This window comes from Xanthomonas arboricola pv. populi (assembly GCF_002939945.1).
Taxonomy (GTDB): domain Bacteria; phylum Pseudomonadota; class Gammaproteobacteria; order Xanthomonadales; family Xanthomonadaceae; genus Xanthomonas; species Xanthomonas arboricola_A.
Window position 1 is genome coordinate 623,377 of sequence record NZ_MDEB01000002.1, and the last position, 24,544, is coordinate 647,920.

Genomic DNA, 24,544 nt, shown 5'->3' on the forward strand with positions numbered 1-24,544 from the left:
ACGTGGCATGATGCCGACCACCTGTGCTCCCAGTGCCGACCATGACCATCAAGGGTAAAGCCACCTCGCTGGATATCGCCTACCTGGCCGGCGTGTCGCAGCCGACCGTGTCGCGCGCACTGCGCGGCAGCCCGATGGTCAACGAAGAAACCCGCAAGCGCATCCTGCGCATCGCCAACGAGTTGAACTACAAGGTCGACAAGAACGCCTCGTCGCTGCGGCTGCGCAATGCCGGCACGCTGGCGCTGCTGTTCTTCGAAGACCCCACCGCCGACGATTCGCTGATCAACCCGTTCTTCCATTCGATGCTGGGCTCGATCACCCGCGCCTGCGCGCTGCAGGGTTACGACCTGCTGGTGTCCTTCCAGCAGCTGTCCAAGGACTGGCAGGCCGATTACGAAGACAGCAACAAGGCCGACGGCATCATCCTGCTCGGCTACGGCGACTACCAGCAGTCGCGCCGGCGGCTGCAGCTGTTGGTCGAACAAGGTACCCACTTCGTCCGTTGGGGCGCGGCGCTGCCGGGGCAGCCGGGCATTTCGATCGGCAGCGACAACTATCAGGGCGGATTGGATATCACCGAGCACCTGCTCGCGCAGGGCTGTCGCCGCATCGCCTTTCTTGGCCATGCGTCCAATCATTACCCCGAGTTCGAAGAGCGCTACCGCGGCTACGTGGCTGCACTGAAGCAACAGGCCCTGGTCGCCGATCGCGCGCTGCAGTTCGATGCGATTACCACCGAGTCGTCCGGCCATGCCGCATGTCTGGAGCTGCTCGACAGCGGCAAGGCGTTCGATGCGGTGTGTGCGGCCAGCGACCTGATTGCGATCGGCGCCATGCGCGCCTTGCGCGAGCGTGGCTTGCGGGTGCCGCAGGATGTGGCAGTGAGCGGCTTCGACGATATCGCGTTGGCCGCGTCGGTGGCGCCGGCGCTGTCGACGGTGCAGCAGGACACCAAGCAGGCCGGCACGCTGCTGGTGGAAAGCCTGGTGGCGCTGATCCGCGGCGAAGCGGCGCAGAGCCGCACGATCCCGGTGAAGCTGGCGGTACGCGACTCCTCGCGTAGCAGCGGTCTGCAACCGCCGTTGGGGTGGAGGCCGTCCGGCCCGGAGACCGGCGACGCGGTGCTTGGTCGGGCCGCTGATGGGGTTGTCAGGCGTTGATTCGGGAATCGGGAATCGGGAATCGGGAATCGGGAATCGTTGGAGCATGCGCGAAGGATTGCGAAATCGGCCGCGGCCATTGATGCCTCGTAGGAGCGCACCCGGGCGCGATAAGGCGTTACCGGCAACGCCCCATCGCGCCCGGGTGCGCTCCTACCTGTTGCGGGCATCGCGCGCGGCTTGCTCGCCCGTCTGCCCTCATGCAGCCGCGGCCCGCAGCGTTACCAGGATCGAAGCCACCGTCGACTGGGGAAGCTCTCAAGCTGACATGCGGACAGGTGACCAGCGGAATCGCTGGGTGCCGAGGCTTGGGAATCGGGAATCGGGAATCGTTGGAGCATGCGCGAAGGATTGCGAAATCGGCCGCGACCATTGATGCCTCGTAGGAGCGCACCCGGGCGCGACGGGGCGTTACCGGCAACGCTCCATCGCGCCCGGGTGCGTGCGCTCCTACCTGTTGCGGGCATCGCGCGCGGCTTGCTCAGCCATTTGCGCATCGAGCTGCCTGCGCAAGGCCGGGTCGGTGATCGGCGCGTCCGACAGCAGCACCCGCACGCCATGCGCGGGCACCGGCGCAAGCAGCCGGCGCTGCACCGGCACCTGCTCGCCACTCATCGCGTCGCGCCAGGTGCCGGGCTGCAGAAAACGCGTCACCTCGATGTTCGCCGCCGCATCGCCCTTGTTGAGCAGCACCAACGCCGTCTGGTTGGCGCCCGCATGCTGATAGACACGCAAAAACGCCGCTTGATCCCCGCGTAGAAGCACATCCACCTGCACGCCGCGCTGCAATGCCGGCGTGTCGCGACGCAGCCGCGCGATCTGCTGCAGCGGGCCGAAGATCGGGCTTTGCGGTGCGTTGCGGATGCGCTCCTGGCCGAAGTAATTGCGATTGCCCGCATGTTCGGCACGCCCGCGCATGAAGCCGGTTTCCGAGCCGTAATAGATCACCGGGATGCCGCGCGCGGTAAACAGCCAGTTGTGCGCATCGATAAAACCGGTGTCGCTGGCATCCAGGCGCGCCATGTCGTGGTTGTCGTAGAAGCTCATCAGCTCGTACGGATTGGCATACGGCCCGTGACGCAGAAACAGCGGCGCGGCGAGCTTCTCGAACCCGGCCTGCTCATGGCCGAAGACAGCGGACAGCTGCTGCTTCAACGGGAAATCCAGCACGCTGACGCCGGCATTGCGGGCCCAGGTATGCCCGGCAATCTTGTTGGCGTCGTAATCGAAGGCTTCGCCGAACATGAAAAATCCCGGACGTTTCTCGCGAATGCGTGCAACGAACGCATGCCAGAAGCGGTCCGGCATCCAGCCGATGGTGTCGATACGGAACACGTCGGCGCCCTGCTCCATCCACTGCAGATACGCGCCGGCCAGATAATCGAGCACCGCGGGATTGTTTTCGTTGAGATCGGACAACTCGGCCAGACCGCCCCCGGTGTTGTAGAACGCATGCAACGGAGTGTGCTGCGAATCCAGCTGTGCCGGCGGCAGATTCTGGTGATCGGCGACCAGGCGGCCATTGGCGTCGTACAGCTTGCCGAAGCCCGGCTGTGCAATCGGCATGGTGTAGGCCGGCGAGCCGTGATTGCCCACGATATCCAGCACAACCTTCAAGCGGCTGGCATGCATGGCGCGGGTGAAACCGGCAAAGTCCAGGCCCGGGCTGGGCAGATGCTCGTCGAGTTCGTAGAAGTTCACCCCCCAATATCCATGGTACCCGGTCTTGCCGTGATCGCTGAGCGTGCTGCCGCAGCTGATCGGCTTGCCGCCGGTGAAGGCTTCATCCGGATTGTCGACGATGGGCGTGATCCAGACCGCACCAAACCCCAGGTCGCGGATGTAGTCGGCATGCTCGACGATGCCTTTGAAGTCGCCACCCAGATAACCGATGTTGTCGCCGACGCTATCGGCACAAGGCGTCGGCACATCGAACGTGCGATGCGCACCGCCCTGTTCGCGTTGATCGTTGCCGGGGTCGCCATTGACGAAACGGTCGGTCACCACGAAATACACCGCGTCGGCAGCGAACGGTTCCAGCGTGCCGTAGTAATCGCCAGGTATAGCCGCTGCGTTCGCCACTCCTGCATACACGATCACTCCAGCCATCATCACATGACGCATCACTGCTCTCCCGAAGCCACTGGAACACGCACCACGCACACGCCGGCAATGAGCAGACTGGCGCCGCCGATGGCCAATGCATAGATCGGCTGACCGCCGAGCCACACGCGCAACACCAAGCCCAAAGCGCTGGCTGCGACCAGCTGCGGAATCACGATGAAGAAATTGAAGATGCCCATGTACACGCCCATCTTGGCGGCAGGCACGCTGTCGGACAGCAAGGCGTAAGGCAGCGACAGGATCGAGGCCCAGGCAAAGCCGACGCCCAGCATCGACAGCAGCAGCCACTGCGGGTCGCGGATCGCCAGCATCGACAACAGCCCGGCCGCACCCAGCCACAGGTTGCACAGATGACTCCAGCGCAGGCCGATCGCACGCACCAGCAGTGGAATGACCAATGCCGCCAACGCCGCAAACCCGTTGTAGGCGCCGAACAACACGCCCACCCAGTTCGCGCCCTCGTTATAGGCCGCCGACACGGTGTCGTGCGCACCGAAGTGCAACTGGGTGACCGCAGCAGTGGTGTAGATCCACATCGCAAACAGCGCAAACCAGGAGAAGAACTGCACCCAGGCCAGGCGCCGCATCGTCAGCGGCATGCTGCGCACATTCTGCACGATCGCCACCAGCATGCTGGTGGACGGCAGCACGCGCGCCAATGCAAGCAGCACACCGTAAGCGATGCACAAGCCGGCCAGCACATAGAGCATGCGGTCGCCGTGTTGCCAGGCGATCGCAGCGGCGAGCAGGACACCGATGCCGCACCAGAACACACTCGCACGCTGCGATGGCAAGGTGCCGGCGATCGCTGCAGCCGCGACAGGCGGATGCGCATCGTCGAAGCTTGCCAGCTGCTGCGGGCTGTATTCGCGCGTACGCAACACCGTCCAGCTGATCGAAAGAAACAGCACCGCGGCACCGAGGTAGAAGGCGTAGCGCACGCTGTCGGGCAACTGTCCTGGCGGCGCGGTATTGGCCACGCCCCAATGCGTCAGCAGCCATGGCAGGAAACTCGCCACGATCGCACCTACACCGATGAAGAAGCTCTGCATCGCATAGCCGGTGGGCCGCTGCGCGGCTGGCAGTTGGTCGCCGACCAGGGCGCGGAATGGCTCCATCGAGATGTTGATCGATGCATCCAGTACCCACAGCGTGCCGGCGGCGATCCACAGCATCGGCGCATTGGGCATCACCAGTAAGGCCAGTGTGGTGAAGACTGCGCCCACCATGAAGTACGGGCGCCGGCGGCCCCATCGGGTCCAGGTGCGGTCGGACAGGTAGCCGATGATGGGCTGCACGATCAGACCGGTGAGCGGTGCGGCGATCCACAAACCGGGCACGTCGTCGACCTGCGCACCCAGGGTCTGGAAGATGCGGCTGGCATTGGCGTTCTGCAGCGCGAAGCCGAACTGGATGCCGAGAAAGCCGAAGCACATGTTCCAGATCTGCCAGAAACTCAGGCGTGGCTTGGCGGTCATTGCGCAGCCTCCGTGCTCGCCGCCGGTCCGACCTGCAGCGCGCTCACCTGCGCGGTGTTGACTACGCCATCGCGACCACCGCGGCCGCCGTTGTACTGCGCAAAATGCGCGAGCGCACTCATGTTGAAGCCATCTTCCAACCGGAACCGGCACTGCTGCCCGGCCACCGCCGTGAAGCTGACCTGCGTGGACAGCTGCTCGCCCACGCTATGCGGCATCACGACGACCTGCGACTGCGTGGCCAGTCCAGGGCATTCCAGCAGCAGCCGTTTGACCGCCGCAGTGACGCCGGTATTGATCGGACCGTTGGCGTTGCGATAACGCAGCGATACGCGATGCTGGCCCGCGCGCGTTGGAGTCCAAACCCAGGCCTCGCTACCCGGGACTTCCTGCAACGGGCCGAGCGTCAACGAGGGACTGTGCAACGACTCCAGGCCATCGGCGCGACGGGTCAGGCTGAGCACATGCAGCAGGCCGTCGTCGCGCAGATCCCAGTGCCGCGCGGCGTCCAACGCATGCCCATCCATGTACAGCGTCGCCCCTGCCGGAATCGCGATGCGGTAGCCATCGCCCTGCCGTTGCGCGACGGGCGCCTCGGGCGTGCCGGGTGCGAACACCTGGCCGGGCTGCGGCGGGGCCGTGGTGTCGGCCGTGCGACCGATCAGATGCACCAACGTGGTCTGGCCTTGTTGCTCGACCTTCCCCGCCACCAACAACTCACCTGCACGCGTCGTCGGCCGCTGCAGCACATACCGTCGGGCGCCCTGTTCAAGCACGATCTGCTGGCGGTCGCCAAACAACAAGGGCAGCAACGTACGCGGCAATTTCGGAGCGACGCTGCCATCGGTGCCAATGCCGAACACGCCTTCCAGCACCGCAGAGAGATAGCCTGCAACCGACCACAACTGCCGCGGCGAATTCACCACCGGGCCGCTGCGGGCGCCCTCCTCCACGTGCACGGCCAGGCTCTGCATCTCGTAGTTTTCCATGTTGGAGCCGGCCAGCGCGCTGCCGCGCATCAATGATTGCAGCTCCAGCGCAATGCGCGGCGCGTCGTCCAGCTGGCGTGCGGCGCGTAGCGCATACGCACTGACGAAGGGCCAGACGGCGCGATTGTGATAAATCGGCTGTTCGGCTTCTTGCGGCCACACCACCGGGCTGCCGCCGGCAACCAGCGGATACCTGCGCAGCGCGGTACGCGCACGGTCTTTCGGAAACACCTCAGCCAGCACGCCAAGCGACACGCCGAGCAGGTCGACCTTGGCATAGCGCACCGGATGCGCTGCATTGCCGAGATAGCTCACGTACTGGTTGCTGCGTGCATCCCAAAAGCGCGCAGCGATGGCCTGGCGCAAGGCATCGGCCCACTGGGCGTACTGGTCCGCGCGCGCGTCGCCATGCTGGCGCGCCAGCTGCTCGGCCAGACGCAGGGCCTGGTAGTGCAACACGTTGGTGGACAGGGCAAAGGACTCGGCGATGAAGCGCACATCCTCGCGCGTCCACTCCGGGTAGGTTTGTTCGCGCCAATCCAGAAACGAGGTTTCGCCGCGGTAGAGCCCGATCTGCGCATCGAAGACCGCTGCGCGGTCCTGCGCGATGGTGGCCTGTAATGCGCCCCAGACCTCTTCGGCGAATGGCTGGTCGTCCAGTAGGCTGCGCGCGGCGAGGAACCACACCACGCGGTCGCTGCTGATCGGCCAGCTGCCACCGGAGCCGGTGTCCTGCGCGACGAACACCCCAGGCGTCTGCCCGTCGCGCGCCGCCGACAGCTTGAAGCGCAGCGCAGTGCGCGTGCGCTCCGGCTCCAGCCGCGCCAACGCCAGATCGGCGGCGAAGCTGACATCGCGCGTCCATACGTAGGGCCAGCGCTCACCGGTTTCGAAACACGCGCACGGCACCGGCTTGCCGTCGTTGAAGGCCGGATCGCGAATGGCCTCGACACGATCGTCGGCCATTTCCTGCTGCGCCATGGCGAACAAGGCGTCGAACAACGCACTGGCGGTGTAGGTGCGCATCGGTTGCGGCCCGATACGGCGCTCGCCCTGCGGCCAGCGAAGCACAAAACCGCCGTCTTCGAGTGCCTGCGCCTGCGCACAGCGGCCCTGGAACTCCAGCTCATCGGCCAACGCCGGCGAGCTTGCCGCAACGCCGAGCGTTGCAGCCATGCAGATCATCTTCAGCATCGAAGCGGCGAGACGGCTTGCACCGTCGGCCTCCCTCCCTCGTTGCACGCGTTGTAGTGCGCGGCACTGGCGTGCCACGGGCGCGGACCCTCCCAGGTGCCGTGGCGCCATGGTAGACGCGCGCTCCGGGGTTCCGCACCACTGCATACGTATTCATGGCAATGGCCGCAGTGCAGCATGCGCCATCCACCCTTTGTCGCTGCATAGTCGACGCTTGCGCAACGGCCGCCTTGGGAGGGGATATGCCGCTGTTTTCACATCGCGTGCGTTCGATATCGCGCGTCGCATGGAGTGCGCGACTGCTGGTATTGATGCTGCTCACCAGTCTTGCTGGCGCAGTGCAGGCTGAAATCACTACCGTCAACGTGGATTCGCCCGGCAAGATCCTGCAGGTCACGCTGGAGGTCGATGGCGGCACGCCCTACTACCGCGTGCAACGCTTGGGCCAGCCAGTGCTGGAACGCTCGCGTCTAGGCTTCCAGTTGCGCGACGGCCGGCTGGACCGCGGCCTGGTCGTCCTCTCGCAGGCACGCCAGCATCATGACGATACCTGGGAACAACCCTGGGGCGAGACGCGCCTGGTGCGCAACCACTACAACGAACTAAGCGTCAGCCTGGGCGAACGCAGTGGCGCGCAACGCAGGGTCGATGTGATCTTCCGTGTGTACGACGATGGCATCGGCCTGCGCTATCGCTTTCCCGAACAAGCGGGATTGCGCGAGGCCATCATCGACGAAGAAGTCACCGAATTCGCCATCGCGCAGCCTGCCGAGGCATGGTGGATTCCGGCCGGCGCGCCGATCCACTACGAATACCTGTATCAGCGCACGCCGTTGAACCAGGTCGCGCTGGCGCATACGCCGCTCACCTTGCGTACCGAGAGCGGGCTGCATATCGCACTGCATGAAGCCGCGCTGCTCGACTACGCCGGCATGTGGCTGCGCCGTACCGAAGGCCAGCGCCTGCGCGCGCAGCTGTCGCCCGCCGCCGAAGGCTGGAAGGTGCGGCGCAAGCTGCCGTTCGATACGCCGTGGCGCACGCTGCAGATCGCCGACCAGGCCACCGGGCTGGTGGAGTCCAACCTGATCCTCAACCTCAACGCGCCCAACGCCTTGGGCGATGTGAGCTGGGTCAAGCCGTCCAAATATGTCGGGGTGTGGTGGTCGATGCATCTCAACCAGCAGACCTGGGCGGCCGGGCCGACCCACGGCGCCACCACGGCCAACACCAGGCGCTACATCGACTTCGCTGCAGCACATCGCTTTCGTGGCGTACTGGTGGAAGGCTGGAATCCGGGCTGGGACGGCGAATGGTTCGGCAATGGCGGCAGTTTCGATTTCACCAGGCCGACACCGGATTTCGACCTGCCCGCGCTGAGCAAATACGCCGCCGGCAAGGGCGTGCATCTGATCGGCCATCATGAAACGGGGTGCGCAGTGGATCATTACGAAGACCAGATTGCCGAAGCGATGGACCTGTACGCCCGGTTCGGCGTGGACTCGGTCAAGACCGGCTATGTCTGCGACGACGGCCAGGTGGAACGTCGTAACCCGGCAGGCGGCACACCGCTGCGCGAATGGCACGACGGCCAATGGATGGCGCGCCATCATCTGCGCGTGGTGCAGGAAGCCGCCGCGCGCCACATCGCCGTCAACGCGCACGAGCCGATCAAGGACACTGGCCTGCGCCGCACCTATCCCAACTGGATCGCGCGCGAAGGCGCGCGTGGCATGGAATACAACGCCTGGGGCCAGCCACCGAATCCGCCCGAGCACGAGGTCAACCTGGTGTTCACCCGCCTGCTCGCCGGGCCGATGGATTACACGCCCGGCATCGTCAGCCTGAAAGGCCGCAACGGCCAGGCGATTCCCAGCACGCTTGCGCGCCAGCTGGCGCTGTACGTGACGCTTTACAGCCCGATCCAGATGGCCGCCGATCTGCCCGAGCATTATCTGCAGCACCGCGATGCCTTCCGCTTCATCGAGGACGTGGCGGTGGATTGGGATCAGACCCGCGCCTTGAATGGCGAAGTCGGCGACTACGTTACCATCGCGCGCAAGGACCGGCATAGCCGCGACTGGTTCCTGGGCAGCATCACCGACGAGCATGGCCGACTGCTGCAGGTGCCGCTCGGATTCCTTGAGCCGGGCGTGCGCTACACCGCGCAGATCTATCGCGATGGTGACGGCGCAGACTATGTCAGCAACCCGTTCGCCTTTGTCAGCGAACAACGCCAGCTCAGCAGCGCCGACACGCTGGAACTGCGTCTCGCGCCAGGCGGTGGGCAGGCGATTCGCTTCGTGCCGGTGGATGGCAGACGCTGATTTGGTCGCAACGGGCTGAAGAGCCCTTCAACGCGACCGAGTGAATCACGCAACGGCACCGCAACCGCTGCAGATTGCGCATTGGCGTTTGCCTCACGACAGGCCAGGAGCGTACCGCGCCGCAGCAAAGCCGGCGTGGAATCGATTCCAGCGCCATCAGCCGGGTTGAATACGTATGCAGTGCCCGTTCGCATCCAGGTGCCGTGTCTACCATACGTCGCAGTCGTGACGTCCGTCGTGGCGCGCGATGCACTGCATCCAGGCGTCTGCCGGATCGAAAAAAATCAAAGAACAACATGTACCTGGGAGGGGAAAATGTTGAAGCACAAGCGCTCCGCGCTGAGTATCGCCCTGGCCGTTGCCATCGCACCGACATTCGCCGCCGCGCAATCGGCGACGCCGGCACAAGCAACCGACACCGAACAAGCCGCTTCCGAACAAACCGCCGGCGCGGTGACCGACCTGGACAAGGTTCAGGTCACCGGCCTGCGTCGCGCGATCGAAGGTGCCATCTCGGTCAAGCGGGATTCCACCTCGATCGTGGAAGCCATTTCGGCCGAAGACATCGGCCGGTTACCGGATGTCAGCATCGCCGAATCGCTCGCGCGCCTGCCTGGCCTGGCGGCACAGCGTGTCGCCGGTCGCGCGCAGGTCATCAGCGTGCGCGGGCTGTCGCCGGACTTCTCCACCACCCTGCTCAACGGCCGCGAAGTGGTCAGCACCGGCGATAACCGCAGCGTGGAATTCGACCAGTACCCGTCCGAACTGGTCAGCGGCGTCACCGTCTACAAGACGCCCGACGCCGGCCTGGTCGGCCAGGGCCTGTCCGGCACAGTCGACATGCAGACCGCACGCCCGCTCAGCTACAACGAGCGCGTGATCGCCATCGGTGGCCGTTACCAACGCAATTCGTTGGGCAAGGCTGCCAACGTCGATCCGTACGGCAACCGCTTCAATGTCAGCTACATCGACCAGTTCGCCGACCGCACCATCGGCCTGACCATCGGCTACGCACACACCGACATGCCGATCCAGGAAAATCAGGTCGGCCTGTACGAACCATGGCAGCCAGTCAACGCACAGCGCCCGCGTCCCGGCGTGGCGGACGGCGTGTATTTTTCCGACGGAATCAAGGCATTGCGCCGCACCGGCAACCAGAAGCGCGACGGCGTCATGGCCACCTTGCAATACCGCCCGTCCAACGCATGGACCAGTACGCTCGACGCCTTCCACACCAAGGCCGAGCAGATCGACACTGCCAACCAGTTCGAGCTCAACCTGAGCAACTACAACGGTGGCTACACGCCGGGCCTTAACATCAGCAACGTGCGCGTCAACGACAACAACAGCTTCATCGGCGGCGACGCTAGTGGCGTCTATCCGCTGGTCCGCGGCATGTACAACAAGCGCGAAGACACCATCGACGCGTTCGGCTGGAACAATGAGATCACTGCCGGTGTGGTCAAGATCATCGCCGACCTGAACTACTCCAAGGCTACCCGCGACGAATTGAACCTGGAGAACAATCTCCAGCGTGCGCCCATGCCGCAGCTGGATACCGTTGGCGTATCGGTTGTCGGCAACGGTTTCTCCCAGCTTGCGCCCGGAATGGATTACTCCAATCCCGATCAGCTGTTTCTGACCAACACCATCTACGGCTCCGGCTACGGCAAGGTGCCCAGCGTGGAAGACGTGCTGAAGGGTGCGCGCCTGCAGGCCAGCTTTCCGATGCCCGAAGCGCTGAGCTGGTTCTCGGATCTGGATGTGGGCGTCAACTACGCAAACCGCGAAAAACAGAAAACCCAGCCCGAAGGCAACATCACCCTCGGCGCGCAGGGCGAATCCACCATCGCACCGGACCTGCAATACGCGCCGGTCAACCTGGGCTTTGCCGGCATCGGTGCCCTGCCCGCCTGGAACGTCCCGGCCGTGGTCTCGCGTTACATGCTGTTCAATCCCAGCGACGATGCCTCGTTCCTGGTGTCCAAGGCCTGGACCGTCGAAGAGAAGATCACCACCGCCTGGCTGCGTGCCAATCTCGATACCGAATGGGGCGATGTGGGCGTGCGCGGCAATATCGGCGTGCAGTTGCAGAGCGCCGACCAATCCTCGCGCGCCAATTACTGGGATGCGTCGCAGCCGGCGGGCAGCGAAGTGCGCCCGATCGACGAAGGCAAAACCTATCGCGACTGGCTGCCCAGCCTGAACCTGGCCTTCCAGTTCCCGTACGAGCAGACTTTGCGTTTTGCGATGGCAAAGCAGGTTGCGCGCCCACGCGTGGACCAGTTGCGCGCCTCGCTGGAATTCGGCGTCGACACCTCCACCGGCCGCCCCGGCGCCAGCGGCGGTAACCCGATGCTGGATCCCTGGCGCGCCAACGCCATCGATCTTTCCTACGAAAAATATTTCGCCGAGCGCGCCTATGTGGCCGCAGCGTTCTTCTACAAGGACCTGAAGAGCTACATCTACACCCAGAGCCGCGATAACTACGATTTCTCCGCGTTGGTCGCCGGCTACGTGCCGCCACCGGGCTCGGCACCGGTGCTGACTACCGGCACCTTCAGCGCCCCGTTCAACGGCAAGGGCGGCACGCTGCGCGGCGTCGAACTCACCGCTTCGCTGCCGCTGGATCTGGTCTTCGCTCCCTTGGAAGGTTTCGGCATCCAGGCCAGCGCCACCTTCAACGACAGCGACGTCAAGATCCGCGACCCGGAAAGCGCCTCCAGCGTCGGTGACGGCGACATCAGCCTGCCGGGCCTGTCCGAACGCGTCTACAACCTCACCGCCTACTACGAGCACAAGGGCTTCGAAGCACGCGTCAGCCAGCGCCGCCGCTCGGATTTCATCGGCGAGATCGGCAACTTCAACGGCAACCGCACGCTGCGCTACGTGGTCGGCGAAAACATCACCGACGCGCAGATCAGCTACAGCTTCAACGACAGCAGCGATCTTGCCGGCCTGACCCTGCTGCTGCAGGCCAGCAACCTCAGCAACTCGCCCTACCGCACCTATGCCGAAACCAAGGACCGCCCACTGGAATACATCGAATGGGGCCGCACCTTCGTGCTGGGCGTCAACTACAAGTTCTGATGAGATGTGAACTGCAAACGATGCGCTGATTGGCTACATATTTATCTGTGGCTACGACGTTACCTGTGGCCACATCGCTAACTGTGGCTACGCTACCTACGCGACAATCGGCACATTACCAGGCTGGCCGGCTCCGGCGCCAGCCCTCTCCACCGGGACACCAAAGCCCCTCTCCCGCCGGGAGAGGGGTTGGGGTGAGGGTTCGGCACAAGCGCAACGCGCACCAATCAAGCAGAGCCAGCTCTGCTCTATCTGCTCCATGGGCGATCACCCAAGATGCGGCTTCCAACTAGAAGAACCGAATGCTCTCCTGATCAAAAAGACAACATCGACCAAAGAAAACCCGCTGAGGTGATACCGGCGGGTTTTATTTTGGTCTAGAACTTTTCAGAGTCCAAACTTGCATCGCCCTCTGCAAAGCGCACACGGTCGGCCGCCAATCACGCAACCCTTGCGCATCAGCACTCCCCTGCGCATAGCAGTCGCTTGTAGCACCAAAACGGAACCACTCCAGGCGCCATCAGGGCCTGCCTGCACCAACACGAATCCAAGCCACTGCTACGAGGCCGCCGGTAACGCTGACGTCCTCACAGTCAATCGCAATCCCTGTGCGGCGTTCTGGTCAAAACACCCGACTGGCGTGGAGAACAGCACACCCTGCCTCATCCACAGAGCAAGGACCTGATCGACAGGGAATAGCCGCACAGCTGGCGTAACGCTATAAATGCTTGGCAAACCAAGCAATCGTCAACTACAAAAAAAGCGAGGCATTCCCCAAAGGAATGCCTCGCTGCGTTCCAGACAATCACGCACCAACAATTAGCTGGCGCAACACACCGTCAACCACCCTCGATCGCGCAAACCACCGCATGCCCGGCCAGGCGCAGGTGGCCATGTTCGATGGCTCCGCGCTCCACGCCGGGCACATCGACCTGCTTCCACGCACCAGCCGGCAGCCCAAGCTCGGCTGCGTCGGCCGACAGATTGAATGCCAGCAACATCACCTGGCCAGCATGCTCGCGCCGGAACATCAGCACAGGCTCGGCGGTGTCGTAGAACGTGATCGCACCCTCGCGTAGTGCAGGCTCGCCCTTGCGCCAGGCCAGGAACTGGCGCACCGCACTGAGCACGGACAACGGATCGTCCTGCTGCACGCTCACCCCATTCGCACGATGCTTCTCGACCAGCGGCAACCACGGCTTGCCGCTGCTGAAGCCTGCCGACGGCGCGTCCGTCCAAGGCATCGGCGTGCGGCAGCCATCACGGCCCTTGAAGGTTGGCCAGAAGGTGATGCCGTACGGATCGCGCAGATCCTCGAACGCCACATCCGCCTCGCCCAGGCCCAGTTCCTCGCCCTGATACAGGCAGATCGACCCACGCAGCGAACACAGCATCGCCACCACCATCCGCGCGAACGTCGACGACGCAGCGGCCCCGCCCCAGCGCGTCACCGCACGCACCACATCGTGGTTGGAAATGGCCCAACATGGCCAACCTTCCAGCATCGTGGCTTCGAGCCGGCTCACCGTCTCGCGGATATAAGCAGCACTGTAGTCCTGCACCAGCAGCTCGAAGCTGTAGCCCATATGCAGGCGGCCATGAGCGGTGTACTCGGCAGTGGTCGCCAGCGAGTCTTCCGACGAGATCTCGCCAAGGCTCACTGCATTCGGATAAAGATCCAACAGCCCGCGCAAGCGCTCAAGGAACGCCAGATTTTCCGGCTGCGTGTTGTTGAAGTAGTGGTACTGATACGCGTAAGGGTTGTCGGCACTGAACCCACGCCCCACCCGCTTGTCGGCCGGCTTGGCCGGATTGTCACGCAGCTGCGCATCGTGGAAGCAGAAGTTGATCGCATCCAGCCGGAACCCATCCACCCCGCGATCCAGCCAGAAGCGCACGTTATCCAGCGTCGCTTGCTGCACCTCGGCGTTGTGAAAATGGAGGTCCGGCTGATCCACCAGGAAGTTGTGCAGGTAATACTGCTCACGCCGCGGCTCCCATTGCCACGCCACCCCACCAAACAGCGACAACCAGTTGTTCGGTGGCGTCCCGTCCTCGCGCGGATTGGCCCACACGTACCAATCCGCCTTTGCGTTGGTCCGGTCTTGCCGGCTCTCCTGGAACCATGCATGCGCGATCGAGGTGTGGCTCAACACCTGGTCGATCATCACCTTCAAGCCAAGGCCATGCGCCTTGTCGAGAAGCCGATCGAAATCGTCCAAGGTCCCGAACAGCGGATCCACCGCACGGTAGTCCGCGATGTCGTAGCCGAAATCGGCCATCGGCGACTTGAAGAACGGCGAGATCCAGATCGCATCCACACCCAACCCGGCAATGTAGTCGAGCTTGGCGATGATGCCGGGCAGATCGCCCACCCCATCGCCGTTAGAATCCAGAAAACTACGCGGATAAATCTGATAGATGACGGCCCCGCGCCACCATGGTGTCTGCGACATGTACGCCCCTCCAGGGCCACTGCGGGTACAGAGATGAGCACCCAGCCAAGAGCGTAGCGTAGCGGCGTAACAGACCCAGAGCGTGCCCGTGCATACGTATTCATGAGCAGCCACATATGTCACGACTCAGCGGCTTTTTGCTCAGGTCACGCAGTTAATGAAGCGGCGTATGCGGCATGGGAGCATCGTCTGCGTACCTGAAAATAGACATATTCTGCACGCTGAACGATATACACGGGCAACCAAGTAATGGTTCACCAACCACAATAAACGATCGCCTCATAAGGACTCTCAGAGTCACCGTCACCGTTTGCGTGATCACCGAGCTGATCCCGTCGGTCATCGTCCAGTACAACTGCGGAGAACCTTTGGCCATGCTAGTGGCCAATCCGATGATCAGCGCCGCCCGCAGTGCCGTCACCACCAACCCCATCGCCGCCTCGCACGACTGGCCGATCACGATGCGGTAGCCACGGATGAAGATTCGAAGCGTCAGTACGTCAATGACACCGTACCGACCCAGGCGGTCGTGCGCTGCAACAACTTCCCATTGAAAGATGGAAATTTCTTCGCGCAGGTCGCAGGAAATAGAGCCAAGGCGGACATTCCTGACTGCCTTGGCGACTTACCAGATCGCTGAAACGCAACGACCAACACGCCCGATTTACATGGACATCGAACGTGAAGCAGTTTCCTGTGCCTGCACCTGAGTGGCCTGACGCTGGCTTTCCTCGGCTGCTTGCCGGCTACTGTTTTCCAACGATTGATTCTGCGCTTGGCTGCGATCCACAAAAATCCGCTGCATTGCCGGGTCGGTCATCTCGCCCTGCACTGCGAAGAAGCCGTCGCCGCTCTTATTGGGCACCACATGGTCGATGCGTTGGAGACCGCTGACCTTGGACTCGAACACGATTTGCCCGGCTGCCTGCTCTAGTTCTTTGCGGTTGGCAAAGCCGCCACGTTCACCCAGCGCCTCAAGCTTGCTCACCGCGCCGTTGTACATCGCGTTGTCGGGATGGCGAGGGTCAGACAACAAGGGGCTGGAGGCTGCCTGTGCCTGTGCAGCAGGCGCGGCCGTGTGCTCAGGTTGCTTGGGTGTCGCCTGGGTCAACGCCTTGGCCAAAGCGGCCTGGGTCTGCTGACCTGCGACGCCGTCTATCTGCAACCCGTGCTCGCGCTGGAATTGCTCAACCGCGTGCTTGGTGTTGCCGCCAAAGTCGCCATCAGGCTTCAAGGGTTTGCCATCGCGGCCAACGGCGCCGAGTTGCGCAAGTTGGCCTTGCAACTGCTTCACTTGTTCGCCGCGCTCGCCTTGTTCGAGCTTGCCATCATTGGACTTCGAAACTTGATGGGATGTCGAACCAGACGTCACGCTGTGCTTGAGGTCGACCCCATCGCGCTTGACGCTTTCGATCAAATCGGGAACGCGACGTTCCCAATTGCCCGCATACTCCTCGCATTCCTTGGCTGCCTTCACGCTCCAGGGTTTGCTAGGAGTAACTCCGTTGACCACGCGCCGCGCGTTGTAGACATCATGACTATCATTATCGATGTAGCGATCAAGAGGCTTGCCTGTAAATAAGCCGTCACGCATACCTACAACTAGAACCTTTGCAGCGATTTCCGGTTGCTTGGCCATGTCCGGGCTGCGGACCATTTCACCGTTAAGGCCTAGCAACTTATCGAACTTCGCATAGTTGTAGTCATGGGTAAGATGTACGTAACCACGGCCATAGAACTCCTCGCCGCCGCTATATCCAAGCTTGCGCGCTTGGCTGCGTCCGAAATCTTCTTCAGGCGCCTGAAAATTACGCGTCTCATGTTGAGCCGTCGCCAACATGTACGATATTTGCTTTGGATCTGTCACACCGTTCTCAAGAGCGGTTTTGACGATCAACCTAACAGAAGACTCCCGATCCACACCAAAGCCTTCGGTGCTCCGACCACGTCCATCGCTCATAGTATTCTCCGTACCTGCATATCATTAGAATTTGTTGTTGCATCTACCGGCATTGCAGACCCGAAGATGCCTTGCATGTACTCACTACCAATTACCAATCACTTCCTAGTTGGACACCTCCTTCATTTCACCGTCTTGAAGCCGCTCGATCTTTTTCTTCGGATTAGCCGGATCATTCGTGTCTTCGGTTAACCGCTCTATCAGCACTGCCTCGTTATTCTTAAGCTCGTAGGTATCGAAGACGTGGATACAACATCCATCACCAGAAGTAGACGTCAGCATATTTCCTTTCACGGAGAATAGACCGTTGGCCATTACCGTAATATCGGATAGCGACTCATTGAAAACAAGGGTTTTCTGCGCAGCATCGAAAAGATAGACACTGTAAGAGGGACCACCATAATTACCCTCTTTTCCAGACCACACCACTACATCTTCGTGCCCATCGCCATTGATATCTGTCAAAATGATTGAGTGGCGGTTCTTCTTGTAAGTGTCGTCTAACGGACCATGATAGAACGTGGAGTTACTATCCAAGTACAAAGCCTCAGGCTCCAGTGCAATCGGCTTGGCTCCGGGGAATGTCACCTCCACGACCGGCGAACGGTTACATAGCATGATCCCTGGGCTATCTTCGCTGCAGCCCTGCGCCTTGATTGAGACAGCAATGCCGTTGATATCTGCGCTTATCTCGCCCCGGTCGTTGAGCTTGGCATTGACAGTAGATTGCATTTTCAAGTCCTTTTGCGGCGAGGATTCAGGCTTTTTGCCAGTTTGATCTTGGGCGGATAATTTCGCTCCGTCAGCCTCTGCGGACGGAGTATTGCCAGGACTGCACGCTGTGATCGAGATGACGCAAGCTAAATACAGCGCCCCCACGACCGCTCTTGCTAGTGTACGTTCCACCATAGAAAATCCTTCCAATTCAAATCAATATTTCTTAAATACCAGCTCCGAACAAATTGTGCCCGCCTCTCGGTTCGCGACACTTTGCTAGCGGCATTTATGACAGAAAAATCAGAGCTTCTTAAAGATGGGATCGCTGCAAGTTGACATTGCAATTTTACAATCTCCTCCCGAATTCTTCTCGCAAGTTTTCGTTGCTCTGGATTCCACATCATTCAAGGATGGGCCTCCAGTTATCGCCCCCTTACCACGACTAGAAGCAGGCGACGCAATGGCAGCACACTGATTATGAAACCTCAACACGATGGTACATTGCATGCCAGCCAATTTTTGGCAGTTTTGCAGGGCGGCATCTTCAGCCTCTTTGCTAGTGAGACGCCCCTTAGTGTAACCAGCATCGCCATTGTCAGCGATGGCAATGGCACCCCATGTTTTTATCCACTCACCCGTAGGCCGCGGCGGCGGAGCAGGAATGTCTCCTCTTGATGTCCCAGAATCAGGCCCACATTGTGGACTGCCAGGCGCAACACCAACTGGACACGCCGTTTGCGCAAACGCAAACGCAGGAATAACCACTAATAATAAAATAATTTTATGCATTTTAACCCCGCTGCCTATCCACGTTATTAGCGTTACCCATTTTACCGCTTGCGGCATGGCTAGGATTGGACTCATCGCCCGAAACTCGGCCACTCACTTGAGGGACAGGAGTAATTTCATAACGTTGATTATCCCTAGCCGGCGCCGCCGGCTCACAAGGCCGCCCAGCTGCCGGAGACTGACCTGCCCGATCCAGCTGCCCCAGCGCCGAGTACGCCGTGAACTGGCCCAGCGTGCCCTGGAAGAAGGCTGCTGCTATTGGTGGTGCCGTGATGATCGGTGTGGTCACCACCAATCCTCCCCCCTCCTTGCTACAGAGCCATGCCGACGCCGCCGCCCATAAGGAATGCGTTAAATCTCACGTAAAAATAGTAATTCACCATTATTAAATTTAAATTAACTGGCACGCAATTCAATATTTTCTAAAGAAAGGCTCTGTGCATTCTTTATATATTACAGAACAATTAACCCCGCCTTTCTTTTGGCAAGTAGTTAAAGAATTTCTGGAAGCCACATTGATATCAGCAGCAGAAGAGACGCCACTTCCCGTGTTCCCGGATGCTGGCGATGCAAGAGCGACACATTGATTCATATACGTAAAGCTAACGTAGCACTCTTGAAAACCTTCCGAGCCACATTGATCTAAAGCATCATCCTCTGCGCTTTTCTTAGTAGGTTTGCCGACTGAAGCCCACGCCTTAGAAATTTGCTTGGAGTTAACAATTGCACCCCAGGTTTTTATCCACTCCCCGTTGGGCATTGGTTTAGGAGATGGGATTTGTTGACCTCCCATTTCGGGCGTGTCGGGAATGCATTGAATGCTTCCCATCTGAACACCCATTGGGCATCGAGTTTGCCCATACACGCTCCCGGAAAAAGCAATTAGGAGCAATATTGAGATTGGTAAAAAAAATCGCTTCATAGCGTCACCGTAATTTAATGATTTACCTCTGAGCAAGACCACGATCACCGCTATTGCTCGTTGGAGAATTTATCTCACCACTACTGTTCCGTGTGCCGACTTGGTTTGCCTGCTGAATATTGCTGTTAGCAGAACTACTTTCGCGACTTGGAGTGGGTGGTGTGTAAGACTGCTGAGCGTTAGCCCCCTGCCTATTGGCATTGGACGCCGCATCGGACGAACCCAGCGAGCCAATCGCCGAATACGGGGCAAACTGGCCCAGCGTGCCTTGGAAGAACGCCGCCGCCATCGGTGGTGCGGTAAGTATCAAGGTAGTCAACACCAAGCCCACTCCTCCCTGCTGCAACGCCATGCTGCTGATGCCTTCACCATTGCCGCCGCTGACCGCCCACTTCGCAAGAAACGCCACACCCACCGCTCCAACCACCTTGGTCGCCAAGCTCACGGTAAAGGTCAGCACAGACAATGAAAACATAGTGCCTAATCCGTATAGCAGCCATTTGCTGAACAGCGACTTGGTCGCCTGGAACAACAGGCACAGGATGAACAGCGGGCCAAACCCCACCACCATCGCCATCGCAAGCTTGTTCAACAGCAGCATTGAGCCTGCCACCACCCCGGGGCCGGCCATGCCGATACCAGTGAACCAGCGCGCCCGGTTCTTGGCGTCTTCGCTTTCTTTATCGCCGCCGGTCTTGATCTGATCCAACCCGGCCAACGCCATCTGCATCAGCATCAGGTTTTGGTCGATCGACTTGTAGGGGCTATCGGAGTCACCTGTGACTGTCTTGGTAATCGCTGAACTGATGCCGTCGGTCAGGGTCCAATACAGCTGGGGCGAGCCCTTGGCCATGCTCGTTGCCAACCCAATGATCAGCGCGGCGCGCAACGCCGTGACCACCAAGCCCATCGCCGCTTCGCGCGACTGGCCGGTGACGATGCGGTAGCCCTGGATGAAGATCCACAGCGTCAACACTGTTAGGGACACCATCCCCACCCAAGCCGTCGTTCGCTGCAACAATTCCCACTGGAAGATGGAAATTTCGTCGCGAAGGTAATCGTTGATGAGACGAAAAAATTCGTAGTTAGCGATGTTCGTTAGGAAATCACTGATATTCATAAGTCACCACATCCACTGAGACGGCTGCGCCGTGGGGCAACTGCTGCCCGATACTGAGTCCATTGCAATACACGCTTCCACCACAGTGTTTGCGTATCAATCCTTATCGATCATCAGGGGCTTGTAGCCATCAGGCTCCTTGCTCCTGATGGTCTCAAACGCACCTTTCATCGCCAAACCCGCAACGGCCGTCTTACCAAGGCTCATCAAATCACCGGTAATCTGAGACCACCAGGAGGACTCGCCCTCGGGATCGGGCGGCTTGGTGCCGCTCATCGCCGCCAATGCCGCTCCCGTCTGTTTGTCCGTCAGATACGCGATGCGCTGGTCGTAGGCGAACATCGCCGACTCCATCTGCTGACGGTCAATATCCATCATCGCCTTCAGGGCGAGCAGCTTGTTGGTGTTGCTCTCTAGCTCGCCGATCTTCTGATCGCCGATCTTCTTGCGCTCTTCCTCGATCGTGCGTAGGCGCTCAAGACGCTTGGCGGTAATCTCGTTCATCGCCAGCATGTAGTTGTACTGCGCATTGCGTGTACGTTGGGTCATCTCGCAGACCTGCTTTTGCACACTTGAGACGGGCGTCCCGGAGGTGGACGAAGAGCACGCGCTCACACCGAAGTCGTCGGCAAGCTTCGGCAGAGTCACCTTTGGCTTCTCGACCTCTTTGCCACTGGATTCCTTACCATCGCCATTTTTGATGGTCTGGTTCTTGCGAATCTGCTCCACCTTCTCATTCAACTTCTTGTCTTCCACTTCCCACTGCGCACTGGCGGCTCCGGCCATGCAGAGCAGCACCAGTCCCGTGAACACGCGAGAAAAATGTCTGAACTTGGTTGCCATGGTGTTTTTGCCTCCTGACACAGATGAAGTTGATGCGTAGAAAGTGTGTTGCCGATGATGAGGACTACGCATCTTCGGCCTCCTTGTCTTTGACGGCTTTGCGCTTACCCGACCCCTTGCGGTTGGCATAGAAATCGCTCAGCCACTGCTCCGGCGTCAGCTGATCGACGGTGACGCCCAACTTGCTGGCCTTGCCGGCCAGGATTTCATGCATGATCTCGATGTTGTCGGTCGAGGACGAAATGACCGACAGTGCGTCGTCCATCCCACGCAGGTTGAGCTGGCACACCGCAGAGGCATGGCCTTGCTTGACAAGGAAGCAGCGCGAGCGCTCATCGAGCGAGACGACCACCTGGTATTCGGCATCGGTGAGCTTGAGTCCTTCCATGTAATCGTCGCGACTGGCGTTGGGGTTGGGCAGCAGCACCATCGTGGCGGTCTGCTCGATCAGCGCCGCAGCGATGTCGCTGGCCAGGGCGTCTTCCGGGCTCTGCGTGGCGAAGATGCCCAGGCCGTTCTGTTTACGGATGGTCTTCTGCTTGTTCTTGGCGAACTCCTTCAGGCCACCCTTGCCATCGAGGATTTTCCAGAATTCGTCCATCACGTAGATCAGCGGACGCCCGTCGATCAGCGCCTCCAGGCGATGCAGCAGGTAGTTGATCACAGGCACGCGCACTTCCGCGTTGTCGATCACGTCGGTGTAGTCGAAGCCGATGATCGATGCGCGCGTCAGGTCGATGGTGTCCACCGGGTTATCAAACACCCAACCCAGCGAATTGCCGACGGTCCAACGACGCAGGCGCGCATACAGCCCGTCGTCGCCCATGTTGGGCAGGCTCTTGCGGAAGTTGCTCATGCTGCGCAGATGCATCGGCGTGTCCAGCATGCCTTCCACCGCGCGGTAGATGTCTTCCTCCTCGCGGGCGCTGTACTCGGCCTTGCCACCGAGCACCTTGATCAGCTCAGCAAGGAATTGGGTATTGGCCTCATTGCGCTCGCACTGAAACGGGTTGAAGCCGGTCGGGGAGCCGTTCTCCAGCGCCAGGTAGTTCCCGCCACAGGCACGCACGAAAATCTCCGCGCCGCGATCCTTGTCGAAGAAGAAGATCGTCGGGATCGGGTCGAACTTCTGCACTTGGCTCAACAGGAAGTTGATCAGCGCCGTCTTGCCAGTACCGGACTTGCCGATGACCATCGTATTGCCGATCGCCTTCTCACCCAGGGAGTTCTCGGCCGGGTGGGTCGCGTGGAAATTGAAATAATACGGCTGGCCGTTAGTGGTCTGCAGGGTGGTGACACAATCGCCCCAAGGGTTGTTGTGCTGTTTGCCCTGGGCAAAGTTATGCAACGGCGACAAACCGAGGAAGTTGAGCGAACTCAAGTTGGCGATACGCGTGCGGAAGCGCCAGTTACCCGGCAGCTGCGCATAGAACGACGAGGCGATCGCCAGATCCTCCTTGGCCGAGACGAAGCCGGCATTGGAGAGCTCTGCGCGCGTCGTCGCGATCTGCCTTGCCAACTTCTCCTGGCTGTCGGCATACACCGCCAGGGTGAAGTGGTACTCGCCCAACACAAAATTGCCGGAGGCCACGTCATCCATCGCCAGGTCCAGGTCGCGGATCTGACTGGAGGATTTGTCGCCCGACGAAATCATCATGCCCTTGGTGCGTTCCAGCACCTTCAGTGCATCGTGGCGGCCGACCGGGCTGAAGGAATGCGTCATGACATACTCGAAATCGAGATACTTCAGACCGTTGAGAATGCCGGGATAGGTTCCATCGGCGTACTCCTTGATATTAAGGATCGCGCCGAAGTGATTGATGCCATCCGGGGTCCGGACGACGAAGTCGCCTGTCTTGTTGGCGAACATATGCTTGCTGACGGGCAGGTACGCAGGCACCGGGGCTTGCAGTACCGGCACCGGTTCGTCAATGCGATTAAGTAAATAACCGAGAAATTCCAAGGTCTCGGAGAACACCACGCCATTCTTGGCCTCATACATTCCAAGACGATATGGCGAATAATCTTTCAGAACCGCTTCAACGTTAGTAGCAAGCTCAACGATCTTGGAAACAGCTTGCTCTTCCTCCACACGCAGCCTTTCGGGATCGGCAGACTTTTCAACCAAACGGCGACCCGTCACAACCGGCCGATAAATCATGCTGAAATATAGTTCGTTCTGCATGATCTTTTGCGACGACAATGCAGTGTAATACTCGTCGGACAGGTTCTGATTGAACCCCTGCTTGAAGCGCCCGCCAGTCCCAATCCTGCGCCTACGGCGAACATCGTGTACCCAGAATGCGATGTTGGCAAAATCAGGTGCACGCAGCGTTTGCAGTAAACGATTGAACGTGTTGTGTCGCTGCTCGAGCTCGAACTCGTCCCGCCCCACGAACGGCAAGCCAGCCAGGTGCCAGATCAACAGGTAGTCACCACCGGTCGTCTTGACGACGGACGGCGCCACATGGGTTGAAATGGAAATGAACTCACTGATCGGACTGTCTGGACTGAACATGGTCGTACCAATTAAGAAGGAAGCATCACACCAACATGACCATCGCAAACACCAACCCCACGCAGGTTGCACGCGTGGGGTTGGTTCATCGGTTCACATACTCATCGAGGTTTTCCCGGAGGACCCTTGCGATACTCATTTGGAGTGAACACCCACATCCCCGAATAACGCTGGATGTTTCGAGCACGCATTCGAAACAGCCAGCGCAATCCGAGCAACCTGAAGATCATCTCGTCACGCTTGGCCATCTGTTGCATGCCGAAGATGATGACCGGGATGGTCAACAGGTACCAAAGATTGATGTACATCCCCAACAGCAGGCCACCGCCCGCGCCGATGAAGAAGGGGATATAGGGCACCCCCAAAAACATCGCCGGACGGGTGCATCCGCGGAAGAGCACGTCTTTATGCATAGTACTGAGCGACCTGCACCAACGAACCTGTGATCGTGGAGCATTCGCCCGAATCCGAGCCGTTGTTTTGCAGAATCATGTTGGCGATCTGACCAGCTGCGCCAATCAGCACCCCACCGATGAGAATCGGGGACACCTCGGAGATGCGCTTGTGTGCGAAGGCGATCTGGTAACCAGCCACGATGACGGCGATGGTGACCACTGCGATCGAGCCCATATTCAGCAGCTTAGTCACATTGTTAAGAAAGCCGCAAACACGGGTATCGGTATTTGCAAGACCATTACCGCCACCGGTCGCGCCGGCGCCGCCAGCCACCACTAACAAAGATGTGAACAGCAGCGCCTTCATCGCCTGTGTGCCGACCATCTTGGCATCTGCAACTGTCTTCTTGTCGATTTCAAACTTCATGTCTAACTCCTTGGGAACAGAGGGGGTCTAGCAGC

At 60.3% G+C, this 24,544-nt stretch carries 16 protein-coding genes and 2 pseudogenes; 3 read left to right on the forward strand and 15 right to left on the reverse strand.

Translation table 11 applies throughout. The annotated features are described in order from the left end of the window. The first annotated feature begins 41 nt into the window (after positions 1-41). On the forward strand, positions 42-1,163 hold the full coding sequence (locus tag XaplCFBP3123_RS09280; RefSeq protein WP_172453171.1) for a LacI family DNA-binding transcriptional regulator: 1,122 nt from the start codon (positions 42-44) through the stop codon (positions 1,161-1,163). Positions 1,164-1,613: 450 nt separating this feature from the next. Here XaplCFBP3123_RS09280 and XaplCFBP3123_RS09285 read toward each other — a convergent pair whose 3' ends face one another. The 3 genes from XaplCFBP3123_RS09285 to XaplCFBP3123_RS09295 are packed head-to-tail and all read right to left on the reverse strand — an operon-like array spanning position 1,614 to position 6,948. Further along, entirely contained in the window at positions 1,614-3,287 is a 1,674-nt protein-coding gene (locus XaplCFBP3123_RS09285) for an alpha-amylase family glycosyl hydrolase (protein ID WP_429001619.1), read from the reverse strand. Next, a complete protein-coding gene (locus XaplCFBP3123_RS09290; protein WP_104533757.1) occupies positions 3,287-4,765 on the reverse strand; it encodes an MFS transporter in 1,479 nt (492 codons plus the stop codon). Before XaplCFBP3123_RS09290 ends, XaplCFBP3123_RS09285 begins: the two co-directional genes overlap by 1 nt. Then, positions 4,762-6,948 carry a Six-hairpin glycosidase-like protein gene (locus XaplCFBP3123_RS09295; protein ID WP_104533758.1) on the reverse strand — a complete coding sequence of 729 codons (2,187 nt, stop codon included), beginning with the start codon at positions 6,946-6,948 and terminating at the stop codon, positions 4,762-4,764. Before XaplCFBP3123_RS09295 ends, XaplCFBP3123_RS09290 begins: the two co-directional genes overlap by 4 nt. Positions 6,949-7,190: 242 nt before the next feature. Here XaplCFBP3123_RS09295 and XaplCFBP3123_RS09300 point away from each other — a divergent pair, with 242 nt between their 5' ends. Both XaplCFBP3123_RS09300 and XaplCFBP3123_RS09305 read left to right on the forward strand, forming a co-directional pair. Further along, positions 7,191-9,272, forward strand: a complete 2,082-nt coding sequence (locus XaplCFBP3123_RS09300) for a glycoside hydrolase family 97 protein (RefSeq protein ID WP_104533759.1) — start codon at positions 7,191-7,193, stop codon at positions 9,270-9,272. Between the two features lie 315 nt (positions 9,273-9,587). After that, positions 9,588-12,362 carry a TonB-dependent receptor gene (locus XaplCFBP3123_RS09305; RefSeq protein ID WP_104533760.1) on the forward strand — a complete coding sequence of 925 codons (2,775 nt, stop codon included), beginning with the start codon at positions 9,588-9,590 and terminating at the stop codon, positions 12,360-12,362. A gap of 839 nt (positions 12,363-13,201) precedes the next feature. Here XaplCFBP3123_RS09305 and XaplCFBP3123_RS09310 read toward each other — a convergent pair. From XaplCFBP3123_RS09310 to XaplCFBP3123_RS09370, 12 genes and pseudogenes are all read right to left on the reverse strand, one after another. Further along, complete coding sequence (locus XaplCFBP3123_RS09310) at positions 13,202-14,818, reverse strand: alpha-glucosidase (protein WP_104533761.1); 1,617 nt, start codon at positions 14,816-14,818, stop codon at positions 13,202-13,204. A gap of 272 nt (positions 14,819-15,090) precedes the next feature. Next, positions 15,091-15,407, reverse strand: a pseudogene (locus tag XaplCFBP3123_RS09315) (type IV secretion system protein); the annotation flags it as partial. A 75-nt stretch (positions 15,408-15,482) separates the two neighbouring features. After that, entirely contained in the window at positions 15,483-16,778 is a 1,296-nt protein-coding gene (locus XaplCFBP3123_RS21685) for an XVIPCD domain-containing protein (protein ID WP_253254171.1), read from the reverse strand. Positions 16,779-16,883: 105 nt separating this feature from the next. Further along, positions 16,884-17,687, reverse strand: a complete 804-nt coding sequence (locus XaplCFBP3123_RS09330; protein WP_253254172.1) for an FG-GAP repeat protein — start codon at positions 17,685-17,687, stop codon at positions 16,884-16,886. 108 nt (positions 17,688-17,795) lie between these two features. After that, positions 17,796-18,284, reverse strand: coding sequence for a DUF4189 domain-containing protein (locus tag XaplCFBP3123_RS09335; protein WP_104533764.1), 489 nt, complete (start codon positions 18,282-18,284; stop codon positions 17,796-17,798). Between the two features lies 1 nt (position 18,285). Further along, positions 18,286-18,594: pseudogene (locus XaplCFBP3123_RS09340) on the reverse strand (type IV secretion system protein); the annotation flags it as partial. 102 nt (positions 18,595-18,696) lie between these two features. After that, positions 18,697-19,254 carry a DUF4189 domain-containing protein gene (locus XaplCFBP3123_RS09345; RefSeq protein WP_253254173.1) on the reverse strand — a complete coding sequence of 186 codons (558 nt, stop codon included), beginning with the start codon at positions 19,252-19,254 and terminating at the stop codon, positions 18,697-18,699. Continuing rightward, entirely contained in the window at positions 19,229-20,326 is a 1,098-nt protein-coding gene (locus tag XaplCFBP3123_RS09350; RefSeq protein WP_104533766.1) for a type IV secretion system protein, read from the reverse strand. Before XaplCFBP3123_RS09350 ends, XaplCFBP3123_RS09345 begins: the two co-directional genes overlap by 26 nt. A 96-nt stretch (positions 20,327-20,422) precedes the next feature. Then, positions 20,423-21,169, reverse strand: a complete 747-nt coding sequence (locus XaplCFBP3123_RS09355; protein WP_102253875.1) for a hypothetical protein — start codon at positions 21,167-21,169, stop codon at positions 20,423-20,425. Positions 21,170-21,233: 64 nt separating this feature from the next. Then, positions 21,234-23,687, reverse strand: a complete 2,454-nt coding sequence (locus XaplCFBP3123_RS09360) for a VirB4 family type IV secretion/conjugal transfer ATPase (protein ID WP_104533767.1) — start codon at positions 23,685-23,687, stop codon at positions 21,234-21,236. Between the two features lie 101 nt (positions 23,688-23,788). Continuing rightward, positions 23,789-24,100: a type IV secretion system protein VirB3 gene (locus XaplCFBP3123_RS09365; protein WP_104533768.1), complete on the reverse strand. Its 312-nt coding sequence runs from the start codon at positions 24,098-24,100 to the stop codon at positions 23,789-23,791. Then, the gene (locus XaplCFBP3123_RS09370) at positions 24,093-24,509 is read right to left on the reverse strand and encodes a TrbC/VirB2 family protein (RefSeq protein WP_104533769.1); all 417 of its coding nucleotides are present in this window, start codon (positions 24,507-24,509) and stop codon (positions 24,093-24,095) included. Before XaplCFBP3123_RS09370 ends, XaplCFBP3123_RS09365 begins: the two co-directional genes overlap by 8 nt. Positions 24,510-24,544 lie beyond the last annotated feature (35 nt).

Coding starts and splice junctions, on each gene's coding strand:
- XaplCFBP3123_RS09290 (WP_104533757.1), bottom strand. CDS start 4,765: ATGACCGCCAAGCCACGCCTGAGTTTCTGGCAGATCTGGAACATGTGC.
- XaplCFBP3123_RS09335 (WP_104533764.1), bottom strand. CDS start 18,284: ATGCATAAAATTATTTTATTATTAGTGGTTATTCCTGCGTTTGCGTTT.
- XaplCFBP3123_RS09370 (WP_104533769.1), bottom strand. CDS start 24,509: ATGAAGTTTGAAATCGACAAGAAGACAGTTGCAGATGCCAAGATGGTC.
- XaplCFBP3123_RS09360 (WP_104533767.1), bottom strand. CDS start 23,687: ATGTTCAGTCCAGACAGTCCGATCAGTGAGTTCATTTCCATTTCAACC.
- XaplCFBP3123_RS09285 (WP_429001619.1), bottom strand. CDS start 3,287: ATGCGTCATGTGATGATGGCTGGAGTGATCGTGTATGCAGGAGTGGCG.
- XaplCFBP3123_RS09305 (WP_104533760.1), top strand. CDS start 9,588: ATGTTGAAGCACAAGCGCTCCGCGCTGAGTATCGCCCTGGCCGTTGCC.
- XaplCFBP3123_RS09280 (WP_172453171.1), top strand. CDS start 42: ATGACCATCAAGGGTAAAGCCACCTCGCTGGATATCGCCTACCTGGCC.
- XaplCFBP3123_RS09330 (WP_253254172.1), bottom strand. CDS start 17,687: ATGGTGGAACGTACACTAGCAAGAGCGGTCGTGGGGGCGCTGTATTTA.
- XaplCFBP3123_RS09295 (WP_104533758.1), bottom strand. CDS start 6,948: ATGCTGAAGATGATCTGCATGGCTGCAACGCTCGGCGTTGCGGCAAGC.
- XaplCFBP3123_RS09350 (WP_104533766.1), bottom strand. CDS start 20,326: ATGAATATCAGTGATTTCCTAACGAACATCGCTAACTACGAATTTTTT.
- XaplCFBP3123_RS09355 (WP_102253875.1), bottom strand. CDS start 21,169: ATGGCAACCAAGTTCAGACATTTTTCTCGCGTGTTCACGGGACTGGTG.
- XaplCFBP3123_RS21685 (WP_253254171.1), bottom strand. CDS start 16,778: ATGAGCGATGGACGTGGTCGGAGCACCGAAGGCTTTGGTGTGGATCGG.
- XaplCFBP3123_RS09310 (WP_104533761.1), bottom strand. CDS start 14,818: ATGTCGCAGACACCATGGTGGCGCGGGGCCGTCATCTATCAGATTTAT.
- XaplCFBP3123_RS09300 (WP_104533759.1), top strand. CDS start 7,191: ATGCCGCTGTTTTCACATCGCGTGCGTTCGATATCGCGCGTCGCATGG.
- XaplCFBP3123_RS09365 (WP_104533768.1), bottom strand. CDS start 24,100: ATGCATAAAGACGTGCTCTTCCGCGGATGCACCCGTCCGGCGATGTTT.